The organism is Nocardioides montaniterrae (genome assembly GCF_054782655.1).
The window spans coordinates 29,889-52,672 of sequence record NZ_BAAGSB010000014.1 but is presented as its reverse complement, the minus strand read 5'-3'; the positions used below and the strand labels follow the sequence as shown (position 1 = coordinate 52,672).

Sequence of the window (22,784 nt, the reverse complement as noted above, 5' to 3'; positions counted from 1 at the left end):
GGGAGAAGCGAGATGGCGTTCGGTGACTACCAGCTCGAGCTGTACCTCGGTGCGCTCGGTGGCGTGCTGCCGGCCCATCCGCTGACCTACGAGCAGCTCGAGGCCGAGGCGCTCGCGGCGCTCTCGCCCGAGCTGCGGACCTACATACCCGGGGGTGCCGGCGACGAGCGCACCCAGCGTGCCAACGTGGACGCGTTCGGCGACCTGGCTCTCGTGCCGCGGATGCTCCGTCCCAGCAGCGAGCGCGACCTGTCGGTCGAGCTGTTCGGCAAGCGCCAGGAGAGCCCGTTCCTGCTGGCGCCCGTGGGCGTGCTCGGGCTGGTCACCCACGACCAGCACGGCGACATCCACGGTGCCGAGGCGGCCGCCGCCACCGGCGTACCCTTCATCGGCTCGACCCTGATGACCGACACCCTCGAGGAGGTCGCGGCCGCGACACCGGGCCCCAAGTGGTTCCAGCTCTACACGCCGAAGAACCGCGACCTGGCGGCCAGCTTCGTACGCCGCGCCGAGGCGGCCGGCTACGACGCCATCGTCGTCACGCTCGACACCTGGGTGCCCGGGTGGCGCCCGCGCGACCTGGCCAGCGGCAACTTCCCGCAGCTGCGGGGCAAGTGCCTGGCCAACTACACCTCCGACCCGATCTTCCAGGGGCTGACCGGGCCCGACCCCGATCCGAGCACGATCGTGATGACGTGGGCGGGGGTCTTCGGGCAGCAGGTCACCGCCGAGGACCTCGCCTGGCTGCGCAGCATCACCGAGCTGCCGCTGCTGGTGAAGGGCATCTGTGCCGGCGACGACGCGCGCCTCGCGCTGGACACCGGGGCCGACGGCATCTACTGCTCCAACCACGGCGGCCGCCAGGCCAACGGCGGGGGAGCGGCGCTCGGCTGGCTCCCCGACGTCGTCGCGGCGGTCGACGGTCGCGGCCCGGTCGTCTTCGACTCGGGCGTCCGCACGGGCGCGGACGCCGCGAAGGCGCTCGCCCTCGGTGCCGATGCCGTGGCGATCGGCCGGCCCTACGTCTACGGCCTGGCTCTCGGCGGCGTCGCCGGTGCGGTCCACCAGATCCGCTCGCTGCAGGCCGAGCTCGACCTGACCATGGCCGTCGACGGCTACGCCAGCCTCGCCGACCTCACCCCTGCTGCCCTCAAGACGATCTGAAGAAGGACATCCATTGAGCACCTTCGGCACCCGTGTCGCCGCCGCGATGGCCGAGCGCGGCCAGTTCTGCGTGGGGATCGACCCCCACAGCAGCCTGCTGCACGAGTGGGGGTACGACGACGACCTCGCCGGCCTGGAGCGCTTCGCGCTCGGTGCGACGGAGGCCGTGGCGCCGTACTGCTCGGTGATCAAGCCGCAGTCGGCCTTCTACGAGCGCTTCGGCAGCTCGGGCATCGCGGTCCTGGAGAAGGTCATCGCCACCGGGCGCGAGGCGGGCGCCCTGGTGCTGCTCGACGTCAAGCGCGGCGACATCGGCTCGACGTCGCAGGCGTACGCCGACGCGTACCTCGACCCGCGCAGCCCCCTCGCCAGCGACGCGATCACGGTCAGCCCCTACCTCGGCTTCGGGTCCCTGACGCCGTTCGTCGACACCGCCCGCCGCTTCGACGCCGGCCTGTTCGTGCTGGCCGCGACCTCCAACAAGGAGGCCGTGGAGGTCCAGGAGGCCGTCACGACCGACGAGTTCGGCGGACGCACGATCACCACGACGATGCTCGACCACCTGCGTGAGCTCAACGCCGGCGTCAGCCCGATGGGTGCGTTCGGCGCGGTCGTCGGCGCGACCATCGACGGCAAGGGCCTCGACTTCACGATCAACGGCCCGATCCTGGCGCCCGGGTACGGCGAGCAGGGCGGCACCACCCACGACATCCTGCGGATCTTCGGGGCCAGCGCGGGGCACGTGCTCGCCAGCTCCAGCCGTGGCGTGCTCCGCCTCGGGCCCGACCCGGTGGCCATGCGCGACGCGGTGGGCCGGGCCAACGACGAGCTGCGGAGCCTGACCCAGCCGTGACCCCGCGCCGACTCTGGTTCGTCGCCGTCCTCGTGGCGGTGGCGCTGGCCGTGGTGGTCGTGGTCCGCGCCCGTGACGACTCCGGCGGCTACCAGCACCAGCCCGACGATCCCTTTGCCGACTACTGCAAGGTCGTCGAGCAGCAGCGGGGCCTGGTGGCTGCCGCGGTCGACAAGGGCGCCAGCACCGGTCTGATCGCGGCGCTGCCGAGCTTCGAGGTGCTGCGTGCGAAGGCGCCCGCCGATGTCGCCGACGACTGGGACGTGGTGGTCGGCGCCATCGAGGGGCTGGTCGACGCGCTGCACGCGGCCGGTGTCGAGCCGTCGACGTACGACCGTGCGCACCCGCCGCAGGGTCTCACCCAGGCCCAGCGCGCCACGATCGACGCGGCCGCGACCAAGCTCGACTCGGAGAACACCCGCCTGGCGCTGGCCTCGGTCGACCAGGAGGCGCGCGACGTCTGCCACAGCCCGTTGATGCTGTGAGGCGTACGCCGCCCCGGAGACGCCCGGATCGGCCGACCTGCGTTGCTCCTTGTCGGAGGGTCTGACTAGGGTGCCGATGTGGCTCTTCCTCCTCTGACCCCCGAGCAGCGCCACGCTGCTCTCGACAAGGCCGCGGCCGCGCGCCGCGAGCGTGCTGCCGTGAAGAACCGGCTCAAGCACTCCGGTGCGCAGATCTCGGAGATCATCGCTGAGGCGGAGACCAACGAGGTCGTCGCGAAGATGAAGGTGCTCGACCTGCTCCAGGCCGTTCCGGGCCTCGGCAAGGTCCGCGCCCGCCAGATGATGGAGCGCGTGGGCATCGCCGAGTCGCGTCGCGTCCGGGGCCTGGGGGTCAAGCAGATCGCCGCCCTGGAGCGGGAGTTCGGCCTCGACTGATGGCCCAGGGGAGCAACCGGCTGGTGGTGCTGGCCGGGCCGACCGCCGTCGGCAAGGGCACCGTCGCGGCCGCCGTACGTGAGCGCCACCCGGACGTCTGGATCTCCGTCTCCGCCACCACCCGGGCCCCGCGGCCGGGCGAGGTGGACGGTGTCCACTACCACTTCGTCACCGACGACGCCTTCGACGCGATGGTCGAGGCGGGCGAGCTGCTGGAGTACGCCGTGGTCCACGGCCACGCCAAGTACGGCACCCCGCGAGCCGAGGTCGAGCGGGCGCTGGCCGAGGGCCGCCCCTCGCTGCTGGAGATCGACCTGCAGGGCGCCCGCCAGGTCAAGGCCAACATGCCCGAGGCGCTGCTGGTGTTCCTGGCGCCTCCGTCGTGGGACGAGCTCGTCCGCCGACTGGTCGGTCGCGGCACCGAGACCGAGGCCGAACGTGCCCGCCGCCTGGAGACCGCCAAGCTCGAGCTGGCCGCCGAGTCGGAGTTCGACGTGACGATCGTGAACGCCGATGTGCACGATGCTGCGGAGCAGTTGGTAGGCTTGCTCAGTTCCCCGATTTCTCAACCGTGAGGTTCGCTTAGTGTCTGCCCCGAAGATCGACGCCGTGGGTGTTACCAACCCCCCGATCGATGACCTGCTTGCCAAGACCGACAGCAAGTACCGCCTCGTGCTCTACGGAGCCAAGCGCGCCCGGCAGATCAACGCCTACTACTCCCAGCTGGGCGAAGGCCTGCTGGAGTACGTCGGCCCGCTGGTCGAGACGCACGTCCAGGAGAAGCCGCTGTCGATCGCGCTGCGCGAGATCGCCGACGACCTGCTGACCTGCGAGGAGATCGACCCGGCCGAGCTCGCCGAGGCCGAGGCCGCTGCTGCGGCCCCGACCACCGCGTCCGAGTGAGCCAAGGCTCCCAGCGATGACCCGGGTGGTCCTGGGAGTCACCGGCGGCATCGCCGTCTACAAGGCGTGCGAGCTCGTACGCCGCTTCGCCGAGTCGGGCCACGACGTCACCGTCGTGCCGACGAGGTCAGCGCTGGAGTTCGTCGGCGCTCCCACGTGGGAGGCGCTGTCGGGCAAGAGCGTGTCGACCGAGGTGTTCGAGAACATCACCGAGGTGCCCCACGTCCGGATCGGCCAGCAGGCCGACCTGGTCGTGGTGGCCCCGGCGACCGCGAACACCCTGGCCCGCGCCGCCCACGGGCTGGCCGACGACCTGCTGACCAACACCCTGCTCACCGCACGCTGCCCGGTCGTGTTCGCCCCGGCGATGCACACCGAGATGTGGGAGCACCCGGCCACGCAGGCGAACGTCGCCACCCTGAGGGCGCGCGGCAACATCGTCATCGAGCCGGCCGAGGGCCGGCTCACGGGCAAGGACACCGGCAAAGGCCGGCTTCCGGAGCCGGTCGAGATCTTCGAGATCTGCCGTGACGTGCTCGCCCGCGGCCTCTCGGCAGGCTCGACCACCGATCTGGCGGGCCGCCACGTCGTGGTCTCCGCCGGCGGCACCCGCGAACGGCTCGACCCGGTCCGCTTCCTGGGCAACAGCTCCTCCGGCCGCCAGGGCTACGCCCTGGCCCGCGCCGCCGCCGCTCGCGGCGCCGAGGTGACCCTGGTCGCCGCCAACGTGACGCTGCCCGACCCGGCCGGTGTCAAGGTCGTCGCGGTCGAGACGACGGCCGAGCTGCGCGACGCGGTGCTGGCTGCCGCGAGCGATGCCGACGCGGTCGTCATGGCTGCCGCGCCGGCCGACTTCCGCCCGGTCGCCACCTCCAGCGTCAAGATCAAGAAGTCCGAGGACGGCTCGGCTCCCGTCATCGAGCTCGAGCAGAACCCCGACATCCTCAAGCAGCTCAGCCACGAGCGGCCCCGGGCCGGCGCGGTCATCGTCGGCTTCGCCGCCGAGACCGGCGACTCGACGGGCGGCGTGCTCGATCTCGCGCGCGCCAAGCTGGCACGCAAGGGCTGCGACCTGCTCGTCGTCAACGACGTCAGCGGGGGAGCGGTCTTCGGCCAGGACGACAACGAGGCCGTCATCCTCGGTGCCGACGGTACGTCGACCGAGGTCCCGCGCGGCTCCAAGTCCGCGCTCGCCCACGTGATCTGGGACCAGGTCGCCGCGCGTCTTTCGTGAGACGCCTGTCCGGGCTGTGGACCGGACCGTAAAGTTGCCCGCGTCACCCCACTAGCCCAGGAGTTTGAATCAAGTGACTGGACGTCTCTTCACCTCGGAGTCTGTGACCGAGGGGCACCCGGACAAGATCGCCGACCAGATCAGCGACACGGTTCTGGACTACCTGCTCGAGCACGACCCCAAGAGTCGTGTCGCCGTCGAGACCCTGCTGACGACCGGCCTCGTGGTCGTCGCCGGTGAGGTCACCACGAAGGCGTACGCGCCGGTCGCGCAGCTCGTGCGCCAGAAGATCCTCGAGATCGGCTACGACTCCTCCGACAAGGGCTTCGACGGCAACTCCTGCGGTGTGCAGGTCGCCATCGGCGCGCAGTCGCCCGACATCGCCCAGGGTGTCGACACCGCCGAGGAGAGCCGCGTCGACGGCTCCGTCGACGAGCTCGACAAGCAGGGCGCCGGCGACCAGGGCCTGATGTTCGGCTACGCCTGCGACGACACGCCCGAGCTCTTCCCGCTGCCGATCAAGATCGCGCAGACTCTGGCCGAGACGCTCACCGCGGTCCGCAAGGACGGCACGCTGCCGTACCTCCGTCCCGACGGCAAGACCCAGGTCACCATCGAGTACGACGACGAGCACCGCGCGCTGCGCATCGACACCGTCGTCCTCTCGACCCAGCACGCCGAGGACGTCGACCAGGACACCCTGGCCAAGGACATCACCACCCACGTCATCGAGCCGGTCCTCGAGCAGTTCAAGGACTCGGTCCCCTCCGACGGCTACAAGCTCCACATCAACCCCACCGGCAAGTTCGTCGTCGGTGGCCCGATGGGTGACGCCGGTCTGACCGGCCGCAAGATCATCGTCGACACCTACGGCGGCATGGCCCGCCACGGTGGCGGCGCGTTCTCCGGCAAGGACCCGTCCAAGGTCGACCGCTCGGCCGCCTACGCCATGCGTTGGGTCGCCAAGAACGTCGTCGCCGCGGGCCTGGCCCGTCGCTGCGAGGCGCAGGTCGCCTACGCGATCGGTGTCGCCAAGCCGGTCGGCGTCTTCATCGAGACCTTCGGCACCGAGACGGTCCCGGTCGAGAACATCCAGAAGGCCGTCATGGAGGTCTTCGACCTGCGGCCGGCCGCCATCCTGCGCGACCTCGACCTGCTGCGCCCGATCTACGCCAAGACCGCGGCGTACGGCCACTTCGGCCGCGAGTTGCCCGAGTTCACCTGGGAGCGCACCGACCGCGCCGACGCGCTCAAGGCTGCTGCGGGGGCGTAGTCCCGAAGCGTCAGGTGGCCCGCGAGCTCGTTCGCGGGCCACTGCGCTTTTCGTCGGAGCTCATTGGTAGAACTGCCCCATGACGCCCGACGAGCCCGTTCTGGACCTCCCCGGTCTGGTGCGGGACCGGGCGGCCGAGGGCCGGGTCAAGGCCGCCGCGACGAGGGCGCGCAAGGCGGCCTCGGTGGCGATCACCGACGAGCTGCCGGTGGCTCGGGTCGTGCTGGACCTGCCGTTCGCCCACCTCGACCGGACCTTCGACTACGCGGTCCCGGCAGCGATGGCGGACGGGGTGCAGGCCGGCGTACGCGTCAAGGTGCGGTTCGCCGGCAAGGACGTCGACGGCTTCGTCGTCGAGCGCCTCGCGGCGTCCGACCACGACGGCGTGCTGGTGCCGCTCAAGCGCCTGGTCAGCCCCGAGCCGGTGCTGTCACCGGCCGTGCTCGCCGTGATCGACCGTGTCGCCGAGCGGTACGCCGGCACCCGCTCCTCGCTGATCCGCCTCGCGGTCCCGCCGCGGCATGCCACCGTCGAGAACGAGCCGAGTCGCCCCCACCGACCACCCGAGTCGTCCCCACCGACCACCCCGGGTGTGGCGACCGGACCGTGGGCGGCCTGGGAGCACGGCGCCGACTACGTGGCAGCCCTCGGCCGCGGCGACTCGCCGCGCGCCGTCTGGGGCGCGCTGCCCGGCTCGCCCTGGACCAGCCAGGTGGTGGCCGCGATCGCGGCGACGTCCGCGTCGGGTCGCGGCTCGCTGGTCGTCGTACCCGACGGCCGTGACGCCGACCGCCTGTCCCGCGCGCTCGACGCGGCCGGCCGTACCCACGTCGTGCTGACCGCCGACGCCGGCCCCGCCCAGCGCTACCGCGACTTCCTCGCCGTCTCCCGCGGCCAGGTCGACGTCGTCGTCGGCACCCGCGGTGCCGCGCTCGCGCCCGTGCACGACCTCGGCCTGGTGGTGGTCTGGGACGACGGCGACGACCTCCACGAGGAGCTCCGAGCGCCCTACTGCCACACCCGTGAGATCGCCCTCGCGCGCGCCGAGGTCGAGGGTTGCGGCCTGCTCGTCGGTGGCTACTCCCGTACGCCCGAGGCGCAGCTGCTCGTCCGCACCGGCACCGCCGCCGAGCTGACGCCCCGCCTCGAGGCGCTGCGTGCCAGCGTGCGGATCGGCGTCACGGGAGCCACCGACTTCGAGCTCGAGCGCGACCCGTGGGCACGCAGCACCCGCCTGCCCCAGCAGGTCCATCAGCTCCTCAAGGCCTCCCTCGAGAAGGGTCCGGTGCTGGTCCAGGTCCCGCGCCAGGGGTACGCCGCGGCGCTGGCCTGTGACCGCTGCCGGACGCCCGCGCGGTGCCAGGAGTGCACCGGCCCGTTGCGCCAGGACGCGCCGACCGAGCCGCCGACCTGTGGCTGGTGCGGCACGGCAGCAGCCGAGTGGGCGTGCGACGAGTGCGGCCACCGCGGCCTGCGCGCACCGGTCGTGGGGGAGTCGCGCACCGCCGAGGAGCTCGGACGCGCGTTCCCCGGTGCGCGCGTGGTCACCTCGGGCGGCCAACAGGTCCGCGCGACCGTGCCGAACGCGCCGCACACCATCGTCGTGGCGACCATCGGCGCCGAGCCGTGCCTCGATCCCGAGACGCCCGGCTACGCCGCGGTCGTCCTGCTGGACACCTGGCTGGCGCTGGCACGGCCGTCGCTGCGTGTCCGCGAGGACGCGCTGCGCCGCTGGATGAACGCCGTCGCCCTGATCGCGCCGGGTGGGCGCGCACTCGCGGTCGGCGACGCCGGTGACGAGGCCCTACAGACGCTGGTCCGGTGGGCGCCGGCGACCTTCGCCTCCCGTGAGCTCGACGAGCGCGCCTCGGCGCACCTGCCTCCGGTGCACCGCCTCGTCACGATCAGCGGACCGCCCGGTGCCGTCTCCGATGCGCTGACGGTCTTCGCGACACCCGAGCACGCCGAGGTCCTCGGCCCCATGCCGCTGGCGCCGAGCAACGGCGAGGAGCAGTCGCAGGTCGTCGTACGCGTCCCGTTCGCGGAGGGTGACGCCCTCAGCGCTGCCTGTCGCGAGCTCAACCGGGTGCGCTCCGCGCGGCGGCTGGATCCGGTCCGGGTCCGCGTCGATCCGACGGACCTCTGATCGCGCCACTAGGCTGACGGGCGTGGCTGTACGACCGATCCGGCTCTTCGGAGACCCCATCCTGCGCAAGAAGGCGATCGAGGTCGTCGACTTCGACTCCGAGCTCCGTCAGCTGGTGACCGACCTGACCGACACGATGCTCGACGCCCCGGGCGCGGGCCTCGCGGCGCCGCAGATCGGCGTCGGCCTCCGCGTCTTCACCTGGTACGTCGACGGCGAGGTCGGTCACCTGATCAACCCCACGCTCGACCTGTCCCAGGACACCCAGGACGGCCCGGAGGGCTGCCTGTCGCTGCCCGAGCTGACCTACGACTGCCTGCGCGCGATGTCGGTCGTGGCCTCCGGCTTCAACATGTACGGCGACCCGGTCCGTGTCGAGGGCTCCGAGCTCCTGGCGCGGGCGATCCAGCACGAGACCGACCACCTCGACGGCATCCTGTTCATCGACCGGATCGAGTCCGAGGCCCGCAAGGCCGCGATGCGTGAGATCCGTGAGTCGGAGTGGTTCGGCCTCGAGCAGCCGACCGTCAAGATCTCGCCCCACACGACCGGGGGCTTCGGCCGGTGAGGGTCGTGTTCGCCGGTACGCCGGAGGTGGCGCTGCCGTCCCTCGAGGCGATCGTCGCGTCCCCGCACGAGCTGGTCGGAGTCGTCACGCGGCCGGACGCCCCGGCCGGTCGTGGCCGACGCCTGACCCCCAGCCCGGTCGGCGCCCGCGCCGAGGAGCTCGGCGTACCGGTCCTCAAGCCGTCCCACCCGCGCGACCCGGAGTTCCAGCAGCAGCTCACGGAGCTCGCGCCTGACGCCTGCCCGGTCGTGGCGTACGGCGCGCTCCTCCCGCAGTCCGCGCTCGACATCCCGCGGCACGGCTGGATCAACCTGCACTTCTCGCTGCTGCCCGCCTGGCGTGGCGCGGCCCCCGTCCAGCGCTCGATCTGGGCCGGTGACGAGATGACCGGGGCGACGACGTTCCGGATCGTCAAGGAGCTCGACGCGGGTCCGACGTACGGCCTGATGACCGAGGTCATCCGTCCGACCGACACCGCCGGCGACCTGCTCGGGCGGCTGGCCGAGGGCGGTGCCGACCTCCTGGTCGCCACGCTCGACGGCATCCAGAGCGGTGAGCTCGTCGCTCGCGAGCAGCCTGCCGACGGCATCAGCCTGGCTCCCAAGATCGAGGTCGACGACGCCCGCGTGCAGTGGACGCAGCCGGCGGTCGCCATCGATCGGATGATCCGCGCGTGCAGCCCGTTCCCGGGTGCGTGGACGGAGTTCGAGGGCGAGCGGGTCAAGCTCGGCCCGGTCACGCCGGTCGCTGACGTCGACCTCGCTCCCGGTCTGCTCCAGGTCGGCAAGAACGAGGTCCTGGTCGGCACGGCCACCGGCGCCGTACGCCTCGGCGAGGTCAAGGCGTTCGGCAAGAGGCAGATGGGCGCGGCCGACTGGGCCCGCGGCGCGCGACTGCCCGACGGGGCGTCGTTCGCGTGACCCCGGGCCAGCGGCCGCAGCGCCGTCCGGGTGCCCGTCCCCAGGGCGTACGACGACCCGTCGACCGTCCGCGTGCCGCCGCTCTCGCGGTGCTGCAGGCGGTCCGCGTCGACGACGCCTACACCAACCTGGTGCTGCCCGGCGTCCTCGCCGCGTTCGACCTCAACGGTCGCGACGCCGGCTTCACCACCGAGCTCGCCGCCGGCACGATCCGCCGGCAGGCGACGTACGACGCGATCCTCGCCGACTGCATCGACCGGCCCCTGCGCAAGGTCGAGACGACCGTGCTCGACCTGCTGCGGCTCGGCGTGCACCAGATTGTCGCGATGCGGGTGCCGACGCACGCCGCGATCAACACGACCGTCGACCTCGTGCGTGCCAAGAAGGGGCAGGGCGCCGGCGGGTTCGCCAACGCGGTGCTGCGCAAGGTCGCCCAGCGCGACCTCGACGAGTGGCTCGATCGGGTGGCGCCGCTGCCCGAGGGGCTGGCGGTCCGCCACAGCCACCCGCAGTGGGTCGTCGACGAGCTGACCACCGCGGTCGGCGCCGGCGAGATCGAGGCGCTGCTGGCCGCCGACAACGTCCCTCCGCGAGTCACCCTCGTGGCCCGTCCCGGCCTCGCCACGCGCGATGAGCTGGTGGGGGAGCCGACCCCGTTCTCGCCGTACGGCGTGATCCTCGATGGCGGCGACCCCGGCGCGGTCCGCGCGGTGGCGCAGGGGCGCGCGGGCGTGCAGGACGAGGGCTCCCAGCTCGTCGCGTACGCCGCCGCCACGGCACCGCTCGAGGGCCGCGACGAGCGCTGGCTCGACCTCTGTGCCGGCCCGGGTGGCAAGGCCGCCCTGCTGGCCGCCATGGCCCACGAGCAGGGCGCGGGCCTGACCGCCGTCGAGCCGCACCTGCACCGCGCCAAGCTGGTCGAGCGCAACCTCGCGCCCGTCTCAGCCGCCGGCGGTCGGGTCGAGGTCGTCAACGCCGACGGCACGCGGGCGCCGTTCGAGGCCGCGAGCTTCGACCGGGTCCTCGTGGACGCCCCGTGCTCCGGCCTCGGCGCCCTGCGTCGGCGACCGGAGGCCCGCTGGCGTCGTACGCCGGAGGACCTGGTCGGTCTCACCGAGCTCCAGCGTGCCCTGCTGGGCAGCGCGCTCGACCTGGTCCGCCCCGGCGGCGTGGTGCTCTACGCGACCTGCTCGCCGGTCATCGCCGAGACCGCCGACGTCGTCACCGCCGTCCTCGACGCACGCAGCGACGTCAGCATCGAGGACGTCCGTCCGTTGCTGCCCGGTGTCACCGACGCCGACGGGCCGTTGCCGGGCACGGGCCAGCTGTGGCCCCACCGGCACGGCACGGACGCGATGTTCCTGGCGCTGCTGCGGAGGTCCTAGCCCCGACCACGCGCCACGGCGTGCTTGACCGCGGCGAAGTCGGCCGCGGAGAGGTCGGCCGGCTGGACGGTGACGAACCACCGCTTGGTCACGTAGGCGACCTGGTCGGGGTCCTCCTGGCGCCACTTGGGCAGCGAGTCGATCGAGCGGACGTTGACGCTGAAGCCGTCGCAGGCGAACTTCTCGTCGGCGATCGGGCCGCAGTGCCAGCCGGGCAACGCGGCCTTCGCGCTGACCAGGATGCCGCGAGGAGTGCTGGGCGCCGCTGAGGCGGAGCCGCCGATGGCGATCGGCGAGAGGACGGCGGCCGCGGCCGCGAGCAGGACGGTGGTGCGCAGGTTGGTGTTCATGTCTTGAGGGACGCCTGAAGGCGGTGCTTGGTTGCATGCGAGCCACAGACAGGACCGAAGAGCGGACCGATGGCACTTCCGGAGCGTCGCCACCTGTGTGGGTTGCCCTCCCGGAGCACCGTTCGGTCCGTCTTTCGGTCGGCCCTGCGGTCGCTAAGGTCGATCCATGGCGAGTGTGCGGACGGTCCAGGTCACCTTCGACTGCGCGAACCCGCGCGCGGTCGGCGAGTTCTGGCAGGAGGTGCTGGGGTACGTCGCCCCCGCCCCGCCGCCCGGCTTCGACTCCTGGGACGCCTTCGAGGCGACCCTGCCGCCCGAGAAGCACGGGAGCGCCTGGGCGAGCCAGGATCCCGAGGGCGTCGGGCCCCGGCTCTACTTCCAGCGCGTGCCCGAGGGCAAGACGGCGAAGAACCGGGTCCACCTCGACGTCCGGGTGGCGACGGGTCTGCGCGGCGAGGAGCGGCTCGCCGCCCTGGAGGCCGAGGCGGTGCGGCTCGAGGCGCTCGGCGCGCGGCGGCTCTACCTCCTGGAGGCCGACGGGTTCAACGAGGCGTGCCAGGTGATGGCCGACGTCGAGGGCAACGAGTTCTGCCTCGACTGAGCGTCAACCACTAGCGTTGCGGCCATGGCCAGCCCGTTCACCGAGATCGAGGTCGACAACCGGGTCGTGAAGGTGACCAACCCGGATCGCGTCTACTTCCCGGAGATCGGGGCGACCAAGCTCGACCTGGTCGAGTACTACCTCGCCGTCGGGGACGGCATCGTCAACGCGCTGCGCGAACGGCCGTGCATGCTGCACCGGTTCCCCAAGGGCCTGACCGGCGAGCCGGGGGAGAAGGTCCACCAGAAGCGGCTGCCGTCCGGGGCGCCTGACTGGGTCGAGACCGTCGAGCTCTTCTTCCCCCGCTGGAAGCGGACGGCCGACGAGCTCTGCGTGACCGAGCTCGCGTCGGTGATCTGGGCGGTGCAGATGTCGACCGTCGAGTTCCACCCGTGGAACAGCCGCCGAGGCGCCACCGAGGAGCCCGACGAGTGGCGCATCGACCTCGACCCGGGCCCGGAGGCGACGTACGCCGAGGTCCGCGCGACCGCGCACGTCGTCCGCGAGGTGCTCGACGAGCTCGGTGCCGTCGGCTACCCCAAGACCAGCGGTTCCAAGGGGATGCACGTCTACGTCCGGATCGAGCCCGAGCTCGACCACAAGGGCGTACGCCGGGCCGCCCTCGCCTTCGCCCAGGAGGTCGAGCGGCGTGCCCCTCAGCTCGCCACCACCACCTGGTGGACCAAGGACCGCGACCCGAGGCACATCTTCATCGACTACAACCAGAACGCTCGCGACCACACCATCGCCGCGGCGTACAGCGTCCGAGGCCTGCCTGACGCCCGCGTCTCCACCCCGATCCGCTGGGACGAGATCGACGCCGCCGATCCCCGCGACTTCACCATCCGCACCGTCCCGGCGCGCTATGTCGAGCTCGGTGACCTGCACGAGGACATCGACGACCACGTCTTCGACATCGCGCCGTTGACGGAGTGGGCCGATCGCGACGGCCTGTGATGCTCGCGCGAACGCGAAGCGACCGCTCCTCGTGAGCTTCGTGTCCGGGCGATTCGTCAGAGGCGTTGTACTGCCAGGTAGCGACTGCGCGCCGAGCGAGATCGGTAGATCGATGGACCGACGACCTGCTGGCGCCGGCCGTGAACGCGTAGGGACTATGGGTCATAGCGCCGGCGACTGACCCATAGTCCCGACAGGGCCTCGCAGGCAGGGGAGCCGACCCGAATTGGCTGGGTGTGCGTGCCCCCCTCCTGCAAGGATCAACGCCATGTCGCCGTCGGAAGCCCTTCAGCGGCTGCGTGCCGCCGAGGAGGCCCGGTCGCTGGTTCGCATCAAGCGGCGGGAGTCGATGGACCGGCTGGACGGCTTCGCCTGGAGCAACACCCACTTGCGACCGATCGCCACGACGGGCCGGTGATCCGCCGGCTCGCGCCGACTGAATCTCAGCGCAGCGCCCGCAGGTAGCGCCGCCGGTAGACACCTCGGAACGGGATCACCAGTGGGTACGCCGCGCCCCAGACCCCGGGTGCCCGGCGCATCAGCGAGCGGACGGTCAGCCACACGACGCCGGAGGCGTCGCGGTGGGCGATGAACGCCTCCTCGGCCGCGACCGGATGGCCGTGCTGGGTGCCGTACGCGAAGCCACGGCGGTCCGCCTCGTCGACCACGGCGACCACCCGCACCGGCTCGTGCAGGCGCAGCGGGCCCATCCGCGCGGTGAAGGTGTAGTTCTCCGCATCGCGCACCTGGCCGGAGAAGCGGCGTACCGCCTTGATCGTGAGGCCGGCGTGGTTCGTCACCTCCCAGTGCATGACCGCGTCGGAGAGACGCTTCCAGTCGTCGTCGCCCTGGCCGATGCGAACGGTCCGCTCATAGGCCGAGAATCCTGATGGTCGGTTCCGCCACTCGGCCTCGGCGACGTTCGTCTCGCCGATCGGTGAGTAGTTGAACTCCACGGCGACTCAACGCCCGCTCCCGCCGCGCGTTATGCGGGACAACCAGGTCTCGCCGCCACGGGGTTTCATAACGATTGGCGCACGGTTGTGATCCGGCCCACCCAAATCCGTGCTCTGCCCCTGGCTCATTGCTAGGTTCCGGCGCAGTTGGCCGCAGTATTTTGGGAAGACGGGGGTACCGGGCGTTGATCGTCCACCTGATCAAGCGGATCGCGAACTACGTGATCCTCACGGCGGTAGCGACGTCCTTGGCGTACGTCCTGGCCAGCAAGACGCTCAAGCCGCAGCTGAAGTTCGAGAGCCGTCACCCGCGTCCGCCGCAGGCCTCGATCGACAACTACCTCGATCGTCTCGGGGTCAACCCGAAGGTCCCGGTCGTCGAGCGCACCTGGCACTGGTTCACCGGCGTCCTCCACGGCGACCTCGGCCTCGGCATGAACAACCAACCGGTCGCGCACGAGATGTGGGTGCGGATGGGCGTCTCGCTGCAGATGCTCCTGGTCGGCTCGATCATCGGCATCCTGCTCGGCATCGCGCTCGGGGTGTGGGGTGCGGTCAAGCAGTACTCGTTCTCCGACAACTTCGTCAGCGTGAGCTCGTTCGTCATCTTCGCGATGCCGGTCTTCGTGATGGGCGTCCTCGCCATGATCATCATGACGACCATCAACCACGCGGTCGGGCACAACCTCGTCAACTTCTCCGGGCAGTACACCGTCGACGTCAAACCGGGCTGGTGGCCACATCTCCTCGACCGGATCCAGCACCTGGCGCTGCCGACCATCGTGCTGGCACTCAGCTCGGCGGCGACCTACAGCCGCTACCAGCGCTCGACCATGCTCGACGTCCTCGGCGCCGACTACATCCGCACCGCGCGCGCCAAGGGCCGCCGGCGTACCTCCGCGCTTGTCCGCCACGGCGTCCGGGTCGCCCTGATCCCGATGTCGGTGTTCCTGGCCTACAGCTTCGGTCTGCTGGTCACCGGGGCGACATTCCTCGAGATCGTCTTCGGCTGGCACGGCATGGGCGAGTTCGCCCTCCACGCGGTGCTCAACAACGACATCAACCAGATGGCGGGTTCGACCTTGTACGTCGCCGTGCTGATCCTGTTCTCCTCGACGCTGTCCGAGGTCCTGTACGCCGCCCTCGACCCGCGAGTGAGGCGCTGACATGGCTGAGTTCCAGAACCTGCCCCCCGCTGCCGAGCTGCTCGAGGTGGCCCCGGCCACCGATCACGACTCGGCGGGTGCCGGCATCGTCGCCGGCCCGCGCGGCCGTTCCGCTCTGGTGTGGGCGCGGCTGCGGCGTACCAAGCGCTTCTGGTTCGGCGCGACCGTGCTGCTGGTGATGGTGATCTGGGCCGTCCTCGGCCCGCACCTGTACCAGTGGTCGCTCGACGAGCAGGACGCCTACAACCTCGACTACCCGCCGACGTCCCTGCACTGGTTCGGCACCGACGAGCTCGGCTTCGACCTCTACACCGCGGTGATGACCGGGCTGCGCAAGTCGCTGATCATCGGCTTCGTCGCCGGCCTGCTCTGCACGTTCCTGTCGGCGATCATCGGCTCGCTCGCCGGGTACATCGGCGGCATCACGGACAAGACGGTGGCCTGGTTCACCAACCTGATGCTGGTGCTGCCCACGTTCTTCATCCTGATCATGCTCTACCCGGTCACCCACGGTGACTGGCGCATCCTGACGGTCTTCCTGGCGCTGACCAGCTGGATGGTGATGGCCCAGACGGTCCGGATGCAGACCATGGCGCTGCGTGAGCGCGAGTTCGTGCGGGCCGCGCGCTACATGGGCTTCGGCACGTGGAGCGTCGTACGCCGGCACATCATCCCGAACGTCATCTCGCTGCTCATCATCGATGCGACGCTGAACATCGGCGGCATGATCCTGGCCGAGTCGGCGCTGAGCTTCTTCGGCTTCGGCGTGCAGCCGCCGGACGTCTCGCTCGGCACCCTGATCTCGAGCGGCTGGGCCGCCGCGACCACGCGGTCCTGGCTCTTCTACTTCCCGGCAGGCACCCTCGTCGTGCTCCTGCTCGCCATCAGCCTCGTCGGCGACGCGCTGCGCGACGCCCTCGACCCGACCTCGGGGAGCAACCGTGGCTAGCCCGCTTCTGGAGGTCCGTGACCTCACCGTCACCTTCCCCCAGCAGGGAGGTACGCCGGTGCGCGCGGTCCGTGGCGTGAGCTTCACCGTCGACGAGGGCGAGACGCTCGGCATCGTGGGGGAGTCCGGGTCGGGCAAGTCCGTGTCGTCGCTGGCCGTCATGGGCCTGCTGCCCACCTCGGCGCACATCTCCGGCGAGATCCTCTTCGACGGCCGCCCGCTGCTGACGATGGACGACCGCAGCCTGTCGCGGATCCGCGGCAAGGAGATCGCGATGGTCTTCCAGGACCCGCTCTCCGCCCTCACGCCGGTCTACACCGTGGGCAACCAGATCGCCGAGGCGCTGCTGCTGCACGACTCCAAGCTGTCCAAGAAGGCCGCGGCGTCGCGGGCCGTCGAGCTGCTCAGCACGGTCGGCATCCCCGACCCGTCGCGGCGGGCCAGTGCCTTCCCGCACGAGTTCTCCGGCGGCATGCGCCAGCGCGCGATGATCGCCATGGCCATCGCCAACAACCCGCGGCTGATCATCGCCGACGAGCCGACCACCGCGCTCGACGTCACGATCCAGGCCCAGATCCTCCAGGTGCTCGAGGAGGCGCGGCGGATGACCGGCGCCGCGCTGATGCTGATCACCCACGACCTCGGCGTCGTCGCCGGCCACGCCGACCGTGTCGCGGTGATGTACGCCGGCCGTCAGGTCGAGCTGGGCACGGCCGACCAGGTCTTCCACGCGCCGTCGATGCCGTACACGATCGGTCTGCTGCGCTCGGTGCCCAACATCCGCACCGCCGGCACCCAGCGGCTGCTGCCGCTCGAGGGACGCCCGCCGGCCCTCGACGCGCTGCCGCCCGGCTGCCCGTTCGCACCCCGCTGCCCGGCGAAGATCGACGCCTGCACCACCATCGAGCCGGACCTGGTGCCGGTCGCGGACAGCGATGCGGCCGCGTGCATCCGAGCCGAGGAGATCGCCAGCGGCGAGCTGCCCCGGACCGCGATCTTCCCCGTGCCCGAGCCCCTGCCGGCCGCCACTGCGCCGGACGCGGGCGCCGACCGCGTGCTGGAGGTGCGCGACCTCGTGCGGCACTTCCCGCTGGTCAAGGGCATCCTGCGCCGCGAGGCCGGCGTGGTCCGCGCGGTCGACGGCGTCTCGTTCGACATCGCGGCAGGTCGCACGCTCGCCCTGGTGGGGGAGTCGGGCTGTGGCAAGTCCACGACGACCACCGAGATCATGGAGCTCGTCGCTCCGCAGCAGGGCTCGCTGACCTTCCTCGGCAAGGACGCCTCGACGATCTCCACCCAGGAGCGGCGCCGGCTCCGCTCCGAGCTGCAGATCGTCTTCCAGGACCCCTCGGCTGCGGTCGACCCACGGCTGCCGATCGGTGACGTCATCGCCGAGCCGCTGCTGGCACAGGGCGTGAAGCGTGCCGAGCGCGACAAGCGCGTCGACGAGCTGCTCGACCTGGTCGGGCTGTCCTCGACGATGGCCGGCCGCTACCCGCACGAGTTCTCCGGGGGCCAGCGCCAGCGCATCGGCATCGCCCGGGCACTGGCCACGCACCCCCGCCTCCTGGTCCTCGACGAGCCGGTCTCGGCGCTCGACGTCTCGATCCAGGCCGGTGTGGTCAACCTGCTCCAGGACCTCAAGGAGGAGCTCGGCCTCTCGCTGCTCTTCGTGGCGCACGACCTGGCCGTCGTACGCCAGATCGCCGACGACGTCGCGGTGATGTACCTCGGCCGGATCGTCGAGTCGGGGCCGATCGCCGAGGTGTTCGCCAACCCGCGTCACCCGTACACGCAGGCCCTCATCTCGGCCGCGCCGGTTCCGGACCCCGCGATCGAGCGCGGCCGCGACCGCATCCTGCTCGACGGCGACCTGCCCAGCCCGGCGATCCGCATCGACGGATGCCGCTTCCGCACCCGCTGCCCGCTCAAGCGCAAGCTCGAGGCGGACGGCGACCTCGAGGCGGTCGACCGCTGCGAGGAGGAGGACCCCCAGCTCGTGCCCCATGGTGACGTCGGCGTCGCCTGTCACCACGTGGCACGGAACTCGCTCTCGGTCGACTAGCGACGTCGTAGAGCAAGCACAGGCCCGAGTCGCCGTCGGCGGTCGGGGTCGGAGAGAGAAGGAACACGATGAAACGAAGCTCAACCTGGAAGGCGTTCGCACTGGTCAGTGTCACCGCCGTCTCCATCTCTGGATGCGCGAAGGCCAACGACTCCCACAGCGCGTCGAACAAGAAGGTCGAGTCGGCCCCGCTGGTCGGCTGGACCCCCGTCTCCGCTGACAGCCTCAAGCAGGGCGGCACCCTCAACCTCGGCATCGAGAACTCCCCGACCGACGACGGTCAGTGGAACCCGAACACGACCGAGGGCGCCGAGGTCAACGCGACCACCATGGAGGCGCCCACGTCCTGCAGCGTCATCCGGATGAAGGACGACGGCTCGTGGGAGCCCGACCCCAACATGGCCACCTCGGTCGAACTGGTCAGCAAGGCGCCGCAGACCGTCGAGGTCAAGCTCAACCCCGACGCCGTCTGGGAGGACGGCTCGCCGATCACCGCCGACGACTTCAAGGCCAGCTTCGCCGCGCTCAGCGGCAAGGACAAGAAGTTCGACATCGCCTCGAGCGCGGGCTTCGAGGAGGTCAAGTCCTTCGACGTGGTGAGCCCGACCGACTTCAAGGTCGTCTTCGCCAAGGCGTACGCCGACTGGCCGGCGATGTTCCTGGGCGGGGTCACCCTGCCGAAGGCCATCGCCTCCGACCCGGACAAGTGGAACAAGGACTACACGAACAAGCCGCTGCCGTCCTGCGGTCCGTTCAAGTACAGCAAGGTCGACAACAACGCCAAGGTCTTCACCCTGGTCCCCAACCCGAAGTGGTGGGGCGACGCGCCCAAGCTGTCCAAGATCACCTTCAAGGTGATGGACCAGGCCACCCAGGCCCAGGCCTTCTCCAACGGTGAGATCGACTCCGTCGAGGTCGACCAGAACGCCGACTCCTACGAGACGGCCCGCAAGGCGCCCAACGCCATGGTGGAGCGCTCCGGCGGCCTGCTCTGGACCCAGGTGACGTTCAACGGCCTCAAGCCGGGCCTGGACGACCAGAAGGTGCGCCAGGCGATCGCCATGTCGATCGACCGCACCCTGATGGCCCACCAGGCCAACGACCCGGTCGGTGCGGCCGCGGTCACGCAGGGCAGCTACATCTTCATGCCCGGCCAGGACGGCTACAAGGACAACGTCGGCGCTGTGCTGCCGTTCGACACCAGCAAGGCGCAGGACCTCCTCAAGGAGGCCGGCTACACCCTGAAGGGCAACAGCTGGACCAAGGACGGCAAGGCGCTGACGTTCAAGATCGTCGTCCCCTCGGGCACCGACACGAACATCGCTCGTGCCAAGCAGGTCCAGGCCTCGCTGGCGAAGGTCCACATCACCGTCAAGCTGGACACGGTCCCGGTCGCGGACTACTTCACCAAGATCCAGACCGGTGACTACGAGATGGCGACGTTCTCGTGGCAGGGCACGCCCTTCCCGATCTCGTCGACGGAGTCGCTGTTCACCCCTGCCGGCAAGCCCGGTGGCGATGGCCAGAACTACTCCTACATCACCGACCCGAACCTCGAGGGTCTGTGGGCCAAGGCCAACGTCGAGCTCGACCCGGCCAAGCGGATCGAGATCGCCAACCAGATCGACACGGCGATCGCGACCGAGGCCCCGATGGTCCCGATCGCGCCCAGCCCGATCGTGTACGTCATGAAGAAGACCCTGGCCAACTACGGCCCGGCGCAGTTCAAGTCGGTCGACTGGAGCATGGTCGGCTTCACGCAGTGATCAACGCCTAGGGCGCGAGCCCTGAGCAGACGGCGACCCCGTCCGGAGCCTCGGCTCCGGGCGGGGTCGCTGCCGTTGGTGAGGAGCTCAGAGCAGGAGGCCGGCAACGGCGGCGAGCGCCAGCACGGCACCGGCCGCGGCGACGGGGACGTCGAGATGACGGCGTACGTCGGTCCGCGTGCGGTTGTCCAGCCGGGCCTGCTCCCACGCGGTGTCGAGCTGCGTCAGCGCCCAGTCGGGCGCCGGCTCCTGCCCGTGGCGCTGGCGGCGTACGGTCGGGCTCGCCCACGCGGTGACGCGTCGGCCGTCGGCCAGGACCACCACGACCTGCGTGCGCCGGACCACGGCCTCGACCGCGCCCCAACCCATCTCGGTGACGACCAGTGGATTGACGACGACCAGGCCGTCGGCGTCGTACCTGATCACGGGGCGGGCGAGCACGATGCCCAGCACCCACAGCGCGAGCAGGATCGGTGCGCCGGCGTGCACGAGCGCGCCCGGGTCGCCGAGCGCGAGGTCGATCAGCGCCAGCAGGCCGGCGCCCGCGCCGATCGACCAGATGACCAGCGAGCCCCGCGAGCGGATGGTGTGGGTGTGCACGGCGGTCATTCTCCCCGCGACGCCTAGACTCACGACCCGTGGGGATCCAGATCACGCCGTCCATCCTGAACGCCGACTTCGCCCAGCTGGGCGCGGAGGTCGCGCGCATCCCCAGCGCGGACTGGATCCACGTCGACGTGATGGACAACCACTTCGTCCCGAACCTGACCTTCGGCCCGACCATGGTCGAGGCGCTCGCCCGCAGCACCGACACCCCGCTGGACGCGCACCTGATGATCGAGGACGCCGACCGCAACGCCGTGGCGTACGTCGAGGCGGGTTGCTCGAGCGTCACCTTCCACGTCGAGGCGGCGAAGGCGCCGGTCCGGCTGGCGCGCGAGATCCGCAAGGCCGGGGCGCGGGCGAGCATGGCGCTCAAGCCGGCCACGCCGATCGAGCCCTACGAGGACCTGCTGCCCGAGCTCGACATGCTGCTGATCATGACCGTCGAGCCCGGCTTCGGCGGCCAGAAGTTCCTCGACCTCTGCCTGCCCAAGATCCGTCGTGCGCGTCAGATGCTCGACAAGCACGGCATCGAGACCTGGCTCCAGGTCGACGGCGGCGTGAGCCTGGAGACGATCGAGCGCTGTGCTGAGGCGGGCGCCGACACGTTCGTCGCCGGCTCGGCGGTCTACTCCGCCGATGACCCCGACGCGATGATCACCGCGCTGCGCGATCGGGCGACCAGCGCCTGTTCCCACTAAGTGAGCACCTTCACGCTCGGGAACAAAGCCGCCTGTGGGACGATTGGCCCACATAGAGCAAGCGTGCTCTGGGGTCGGTGAAACTCCGAGCCGGCGGTGACTGAGCGATCAGAAGTCCGCGACCCGATCACAGCCAGTGATCGGTTGAGCAGGTGGGAATCCTGCACCGACGGTCAAAGTCCGGATGGGAAGCGCACGCACCTCTCGACGCCTCACGTGCGTCGTGAGCCCACAGGTCCCCGGAGTCCGCGTTCAGGATCCCTAGGAGCAGACCGTGGCATTCGCCGATGAGTACGACGCCATGCGGCGCGCGCTCGCCCTGGCAGCGAGCCCCGGCGTACCCCTCCATCCCAACCCGCGGGTCGGCTGCGTGCTGCTCGCGGACGACGGCACCATCGTCGGTGAGGGATACCACCACGGCGCGGGCACGCCGCACGCCGAGGTCGAGGCGCTGCGCGCCGCGGGGGAGAGCGCCCGGGGCGCGACCGCCGTCGTGACCCTCGAGCCGTGCAACCACACCGGACGCACGGGTCCGTGTGCCGAGGCGCTGATCGCGGCCGGCGTACGCCGAGTGGTCGTCGCCCAGCGCGACCCTAACCCCGACGCGTGGGGCGGGCTCGACACGCTCGCGCAGGCCGGCATCGAGGTCGACGAGGGCCTGCTCGCCGACGAGGCGCGCGCCCTCAACCCGGCGTGGACCTTCGCCCATGAGAACGGCCGCCCGTTCGTCACCTGGAAGTTCGCCACCACCCTCGACGGCCGCAGCGCCGCCACCGATGGCAGCAGCCGCTGGGTGAGCAGCGCCTCCGCGCGTCGTGACGCGCACGTGCTGCGCAGCCTGTGCGACGCGATCATGGTCGGCGCCAACACCGTCGAGGTCGACAACCCGCACCTGACCGTTCGTGACGCCGCGGGCGAGCTCGTCGGCGACCAGCCGCTGCGCGTCGTCGTCGGCAACCGGGAGCTCCCGCCGACCCGTCGGGTCTTCGACGACGCGGCGACCACCGTCCAGCTGCGCACCCACGACCCGCTCGAGGCGCTGCAGCAGCTGTACGCCGAGCACGCCACCCAGCACGTCTTCTTCGAGGGCGGCCCCAAGCTCGCGGCCGCGTTCCTCAAGGCCGGTGTCGTCGACGAGATCGTCACCTACCTCGCGCCGAGCCTGCTCGGCGGCGGACGGTCGGCCGTCGGCCGGCTGGGCATCCGCAACATCGAGGGGGCCCTTCGGTTCGACCTGGTCGATTCCCTGGTCCTGATCCCCGAGTCCGGCGACCCTGACGACGAGCTCATCAACCTGCGCCTGACCCTGCGTCCGCGCCCCGTCCCGTCCGAGGAGGACTGAG

24 protein-coding genes and 1 riboswitch are annotated in these 22,784 nt (G+C 71.0%); of the genes, 21 read left to right on the top strand and 3 right to left on the bottom strand.

The window, feature by feature from the left end:
- Window positions 1–12: 12 nt before the first annotated feature.
- The 12 genes from ACYVJ3_RS15485 (at window position 13) to ACYVJ3_RS15430 (ending at window position 11,327) form a co-directional block, all read left to right on the top strand.
- Window positions 13–1,164, top strand: a complete 1,152-nt coding sequence (locus tag ACYVJ3_RS15485) for an alpha-hydroxy-acid oxidizing protein (RefSeq protein ID WP_460853964.1) — start codon at window positions 13–15, stop codon at window positions 1,162–1,164.
- A 13-nt stretch (window positions 1,165–1,177) separates the two neighbouring features.
- Window positions 1,178–2,017 (top strand): orotidine-5'-phosphate decarboxylase, encoded by an 840-nt coding sequence (gene pyrF, locus ACYVJ3_RS15480; RefSeq protein ID WP_460853963.1) that lies wholly within the window; start codon window positions 1,178–1,180, stop codon window positions 2,015–2,017.
- Entirely contained in the window at window positions 2,014–2,502 is a 489-nt protein-coding gene (locus tag ACYVJ3_RS15475; RefSeq protein ID WP_460853962.1) for a hypothetical protein, read from the top strand. Before pyrF ends, ACYVJ3_RS15475 begins: the two co-directional genes overlap by 4 nt.
- Window positions 2,503–2,580: 78 nt before the next feature.
- A complete protein-coding gene (gene mihF, locus ACYVJ3_RS15470) occupies window positions 2,581–2,898 on the top strand; it encodes an integration host factor, actinobacterial type (protein WP_460853961.1) in 318 nt (105 codons plus the stop codon).
- Window positions 2,898–3,473, top strand: coding sequence for a guanylate kinase (gmk, locus tag ACYVJ3_RS15465; RefSeq protein ID WP_460853960.1), 576 nt, complete (start codon window positions 2,898–2,900; stop codon window positions 3,471–3,473). Before mihF ends, gmk begins: the two co-directional genes overlap by 1 nt.
- A gap of 10 nt (window positions 3,474–3,483) precedes the next feature.
- A complete protein-coding gene (gene rpoZ, locus ACYVJ3_RS15460) occupies window positions 3,484–3,801 on the top strand; it encodes a DNA-directed RNA polymerase subunit omega (RefSeq protein WP_460853959.1) in 318 nt (105 codons plus the stop codon).
- A gap of 16 nt (window positions 3,802–3,817) precedes the next feature.
- Window positions 3,818–5,035 carry a bifunctional phosphopantothenoylcysteine decarboxylase/phosphopantothenate--cysteine ligase CoaBC gene (coaBC, locus tag ACYVJ3_RS15455; RefSeq protein WP_460853958.1) on the top strand — a complete coding sequence of 406 codons (1,218 nt, stop codon included), beginning with the start codon at window positions 3,818–3,820 and terminating at the stop codon, window positions 5,033–5,035.
- 73 nt (window positions 5,036–5,108) lie between these two features.
- Window positions 5,109–6,308, top strand: coding sequence for a methionine adenosyltransferase (metK, locus tag ACYVJ3_RS15450; RefSeq protein WP_460853957.1), 1,200 nt, complete (start codon window positions 5,109–5,111; stop codon window positions 6,306–6,308).
- A 79-nt stretch (window positions 6,309–6,387) separates the two neighbouring features.
- Window positions 6,388–8,454 carry a primosomal protein N' gene (locus ACYVJ3_RS15445; protein WP_460853955.1) on the top strand — a complete coding sequence of 689 codons (2,067 nt, stop codon included), beginning with the start codon at window positions 6,388–6,390 and terminating at the stop codon, window positions 8,452–8,454.
- A 22-nt stretch (window positions 8,455–8,476) separates the two neighbouring features.
- Window positions 8,477–9,022, top strand: coding sequence for a peptide deformylase (def, locus tag ACYVJ3_RS15440; RefSeq protein WP_460853953.1), 546 nt, complete (start codon window positions 8,477–8,479; stop codon window positions 9,020–9,022).
- Window positions 9,019–9,942, top strand: a complete 924-nt coding sequence (gene fmt / locus ACYVJ3_RS15435; RefSeq protein WP_460853952.1) for a methionyl-tRNA formyltransferase — start codon at window positions 9,019–9,021, stop codon at window positions 9,940–9,942. Before def ends, fmt begins: the two co-directional genes overlap by 4 nt.
- On the top strand, window positions 9,939–11,327 hold the full coding sequence (locus ACYVJ3_RS15430; protein ID WP_460853949.1) for an RsmB/NOP family class I SAM-dependent RNA methyltransferase: 1,389 nt from the start codon (window positions 9,939–9,941) through the stop codon (window positions 11,325–11,327). The genes fmt and ACYVJ3_RS15430 overlap by 4 nt, the downstream gene beginning before the upstream one ends.
- On the opposite strand, the gene ACYVJ3_RS15425 is transcribed toward ACYVJ3_RS15430, so the two are convergent.
- Window positions 11,324–11,677 (bottom strand): hypothetical protein, encoded by a 354-nt coding sequence (locus ACYVJ3_RS15425; RefSeq protein ID WP_460853948.1) that lies wholly within the window; start codon window positions 11,675–11,677, stop codon window positions 11,324–11,326. The genes ACYVJ3_RS15430 and ACYVJ3_RS15425 overlap by 4 nt on opposite strands.
- Window positions 11,678–11,843: 166 nt before the next feature.
- On the opposite strand from ACYVJ3_RS15425, the gene ACYVJ3_RS15420 reads away from it, so the two are divergent.
- The 3 genes from ACYVJ3_RS15420 to ACYVJ3_RS15410 all read left to right on the top strand — a co-directional run bounded on the left by ACYVJ3_RS15420 (window position 11,844) and on the right by ACYVJ3_RS15410 (window position 13,653).
- Window positions 11,844–12,278, top strand: coding sequence for a VOC family protein (locus tag ACYVJ3_RS15420; protein WP_460853946.1), 435 nt, complete (start codon window positions 11,844–11,846; stop codon window positions 12,276–12,278).
- A gap of 24 nt (window positions 12,279–12,302) precedes the next feature.
- The gene (gene ligD / locus ACYVJ3_RS15415; RefSeq protein WP_460853945.1) at window positions 12,303–13,235 is read left to right on the top strand and encodes a non-homologous end-joining DNA ligase; all 933 of its coding nucleotides are present in this window, start codon (window positions 12,303–12,305) and stop codon (window positions 13,233–13,235) included.
- A gap of 268 nt (window positions 13,236–13,503) precedes the next feature.
- On the top strand, window positions 13,504–13,653 hold the full coding sequence (locus tag ACYVJ3_RS15410) for a hypothetical protein (RefSeq protein WP_460853944.1): 150 nt from the start codon (window positions 13,504–13,506) through the stop codon (window positions 13,651–13,653).
- Window positions 13,654–13,678: 25 nt separating this feature from the next.
- On the opposite strand, the gene ACYVJ3_RS15405 is transcribed toward ACYVJ3_RS15410, so the two are convergent.
- Window positions 13,679–14,191 (bottom strand): DUF1990 family protein, encoded by a 513-nt coding sequence (locus tag ACYVJ3_RS15405; protein ID WP_460853943.1) that lies wholly within the window; start codon window positions 14,189–14,191, stop codon window positions 13,679–13,681.
- 185 nt (window positions 14,192–14,376) lie between these two features.
- On the opposite strand from ACYVJ3_RS15405, the gene ACYVJ3_RS15400 reads away from it, so the two are divergent.
- The 4 genes from ACYVJ3_RS15400 (at window position 14,377) to ACYVJ3_RS15385 (ending at window position 20,137) form a co-directional block, all read left to right on the top strand.
- Entirely contained in the window at window positions 14,377–15,357 is a 981-nt protein-coding gene (locus ACYVJ3_RS15400) for an ABC transporter permease (protein ID WP_460853942.1), read from the top strand.
- Window position 15,358: 1 nt separating this feature from the next.
- Entirely contained in the window at window positions 15,359–16,306 is a 948-nt protein-coding gene (locus tag ACYVJ3_RS15395; RefSeq protein ID WP_460853941.1) for an ABC transporter permease, read from the top strand.
- Complete coding sequence (locus ACYVJ3_RS15390) at window positions 16,299–18,371, top strand: ABC transporter ATP-binding protein (RefSeq protein WP_460853940.1); 2,073 nt, start codon at window positions 16,299–16,301, stop codon at window positions 18,369–18,371. Before ACYVJ3_RS15395 ends, ACYVJ3_RS15390 begins: the two co-directional genes overlap by 8 nt.
- Before the next feature lie 68 nt (window positions 18,372–18,439).
- The gene (locus ACYVJ3_RS15385) at window positions 18,440–20,137 is read left to right on the top strand and encodes an ABC transporter family substrate-binding protein (RefSeq protein WP_460853939.1); all 1,698 of its coding nucleotides are present in this window, start codon (window positions 18,440–18,442) and stop codon (window positions 20,135–20,137) included.
- Window positions 20,138–20,224: 87 nt separating this feature from the next.
- Here ACYVJ3_RS15385 and ACYVJ3_RS15380 read toward each other — a convergent pair whose 3' ends face one another.
- Window positions 20,225–20,737, bottom strand: coding sequence for a hypothetical protein (locus ACYVJ3_RS15380; RefSeq protein WP_460853938.1), 513 nt, complete (start codon window positions 20,735–20,737; stop codon window positions 20,225–20,227).
- 38 nt (window positions 20,738–20,775) lie between these two features.
- Here ACYVJ3_RS15380 and rpe point away from each other — a divergent pair, with 38 nt between their 5' ends.
- Window positions 20,776–21,441 carry a ribulose-phosphate 3-epimerase gene (gene rpe, locus ACYVJ3_RS15375; RefSeq protein ID WP_460853937.1) on the top strand — a complete coding sequence of 222 codons (666 nt, stop codon included), beginning with the start codon at window positions 20,776–20,778 and terminating at the stop codon, window positions 21,439–21,441.
- A gap of 59 nt (window positions 21,442–21,500) precedes the next feature.
- Window positions 21,501–21,642, top strand: a riboswitch (FMN riboswitch).
- A 73-nt stretch (window positions 21,643–21,715) separates the two neighbouring features.
- On the top strand, window positions 21,716–22,783 hold the full coding sequence (ribD, locus tag ACYVJ3_RS15370) for a bifunctional diaminohydroxyphosphoribosylaminopyrimidine deaminase/5-amino-6-(5-phosphoribosylamino)uracil reductase RibD (protein ID WP_460853936.1): 1,068 nt from the start codon (window positions 21,716–21,718) through the stop codon (window positions 22,781–22,783).
- Window position 22,784: the final 1 nt, after the last annotated feature.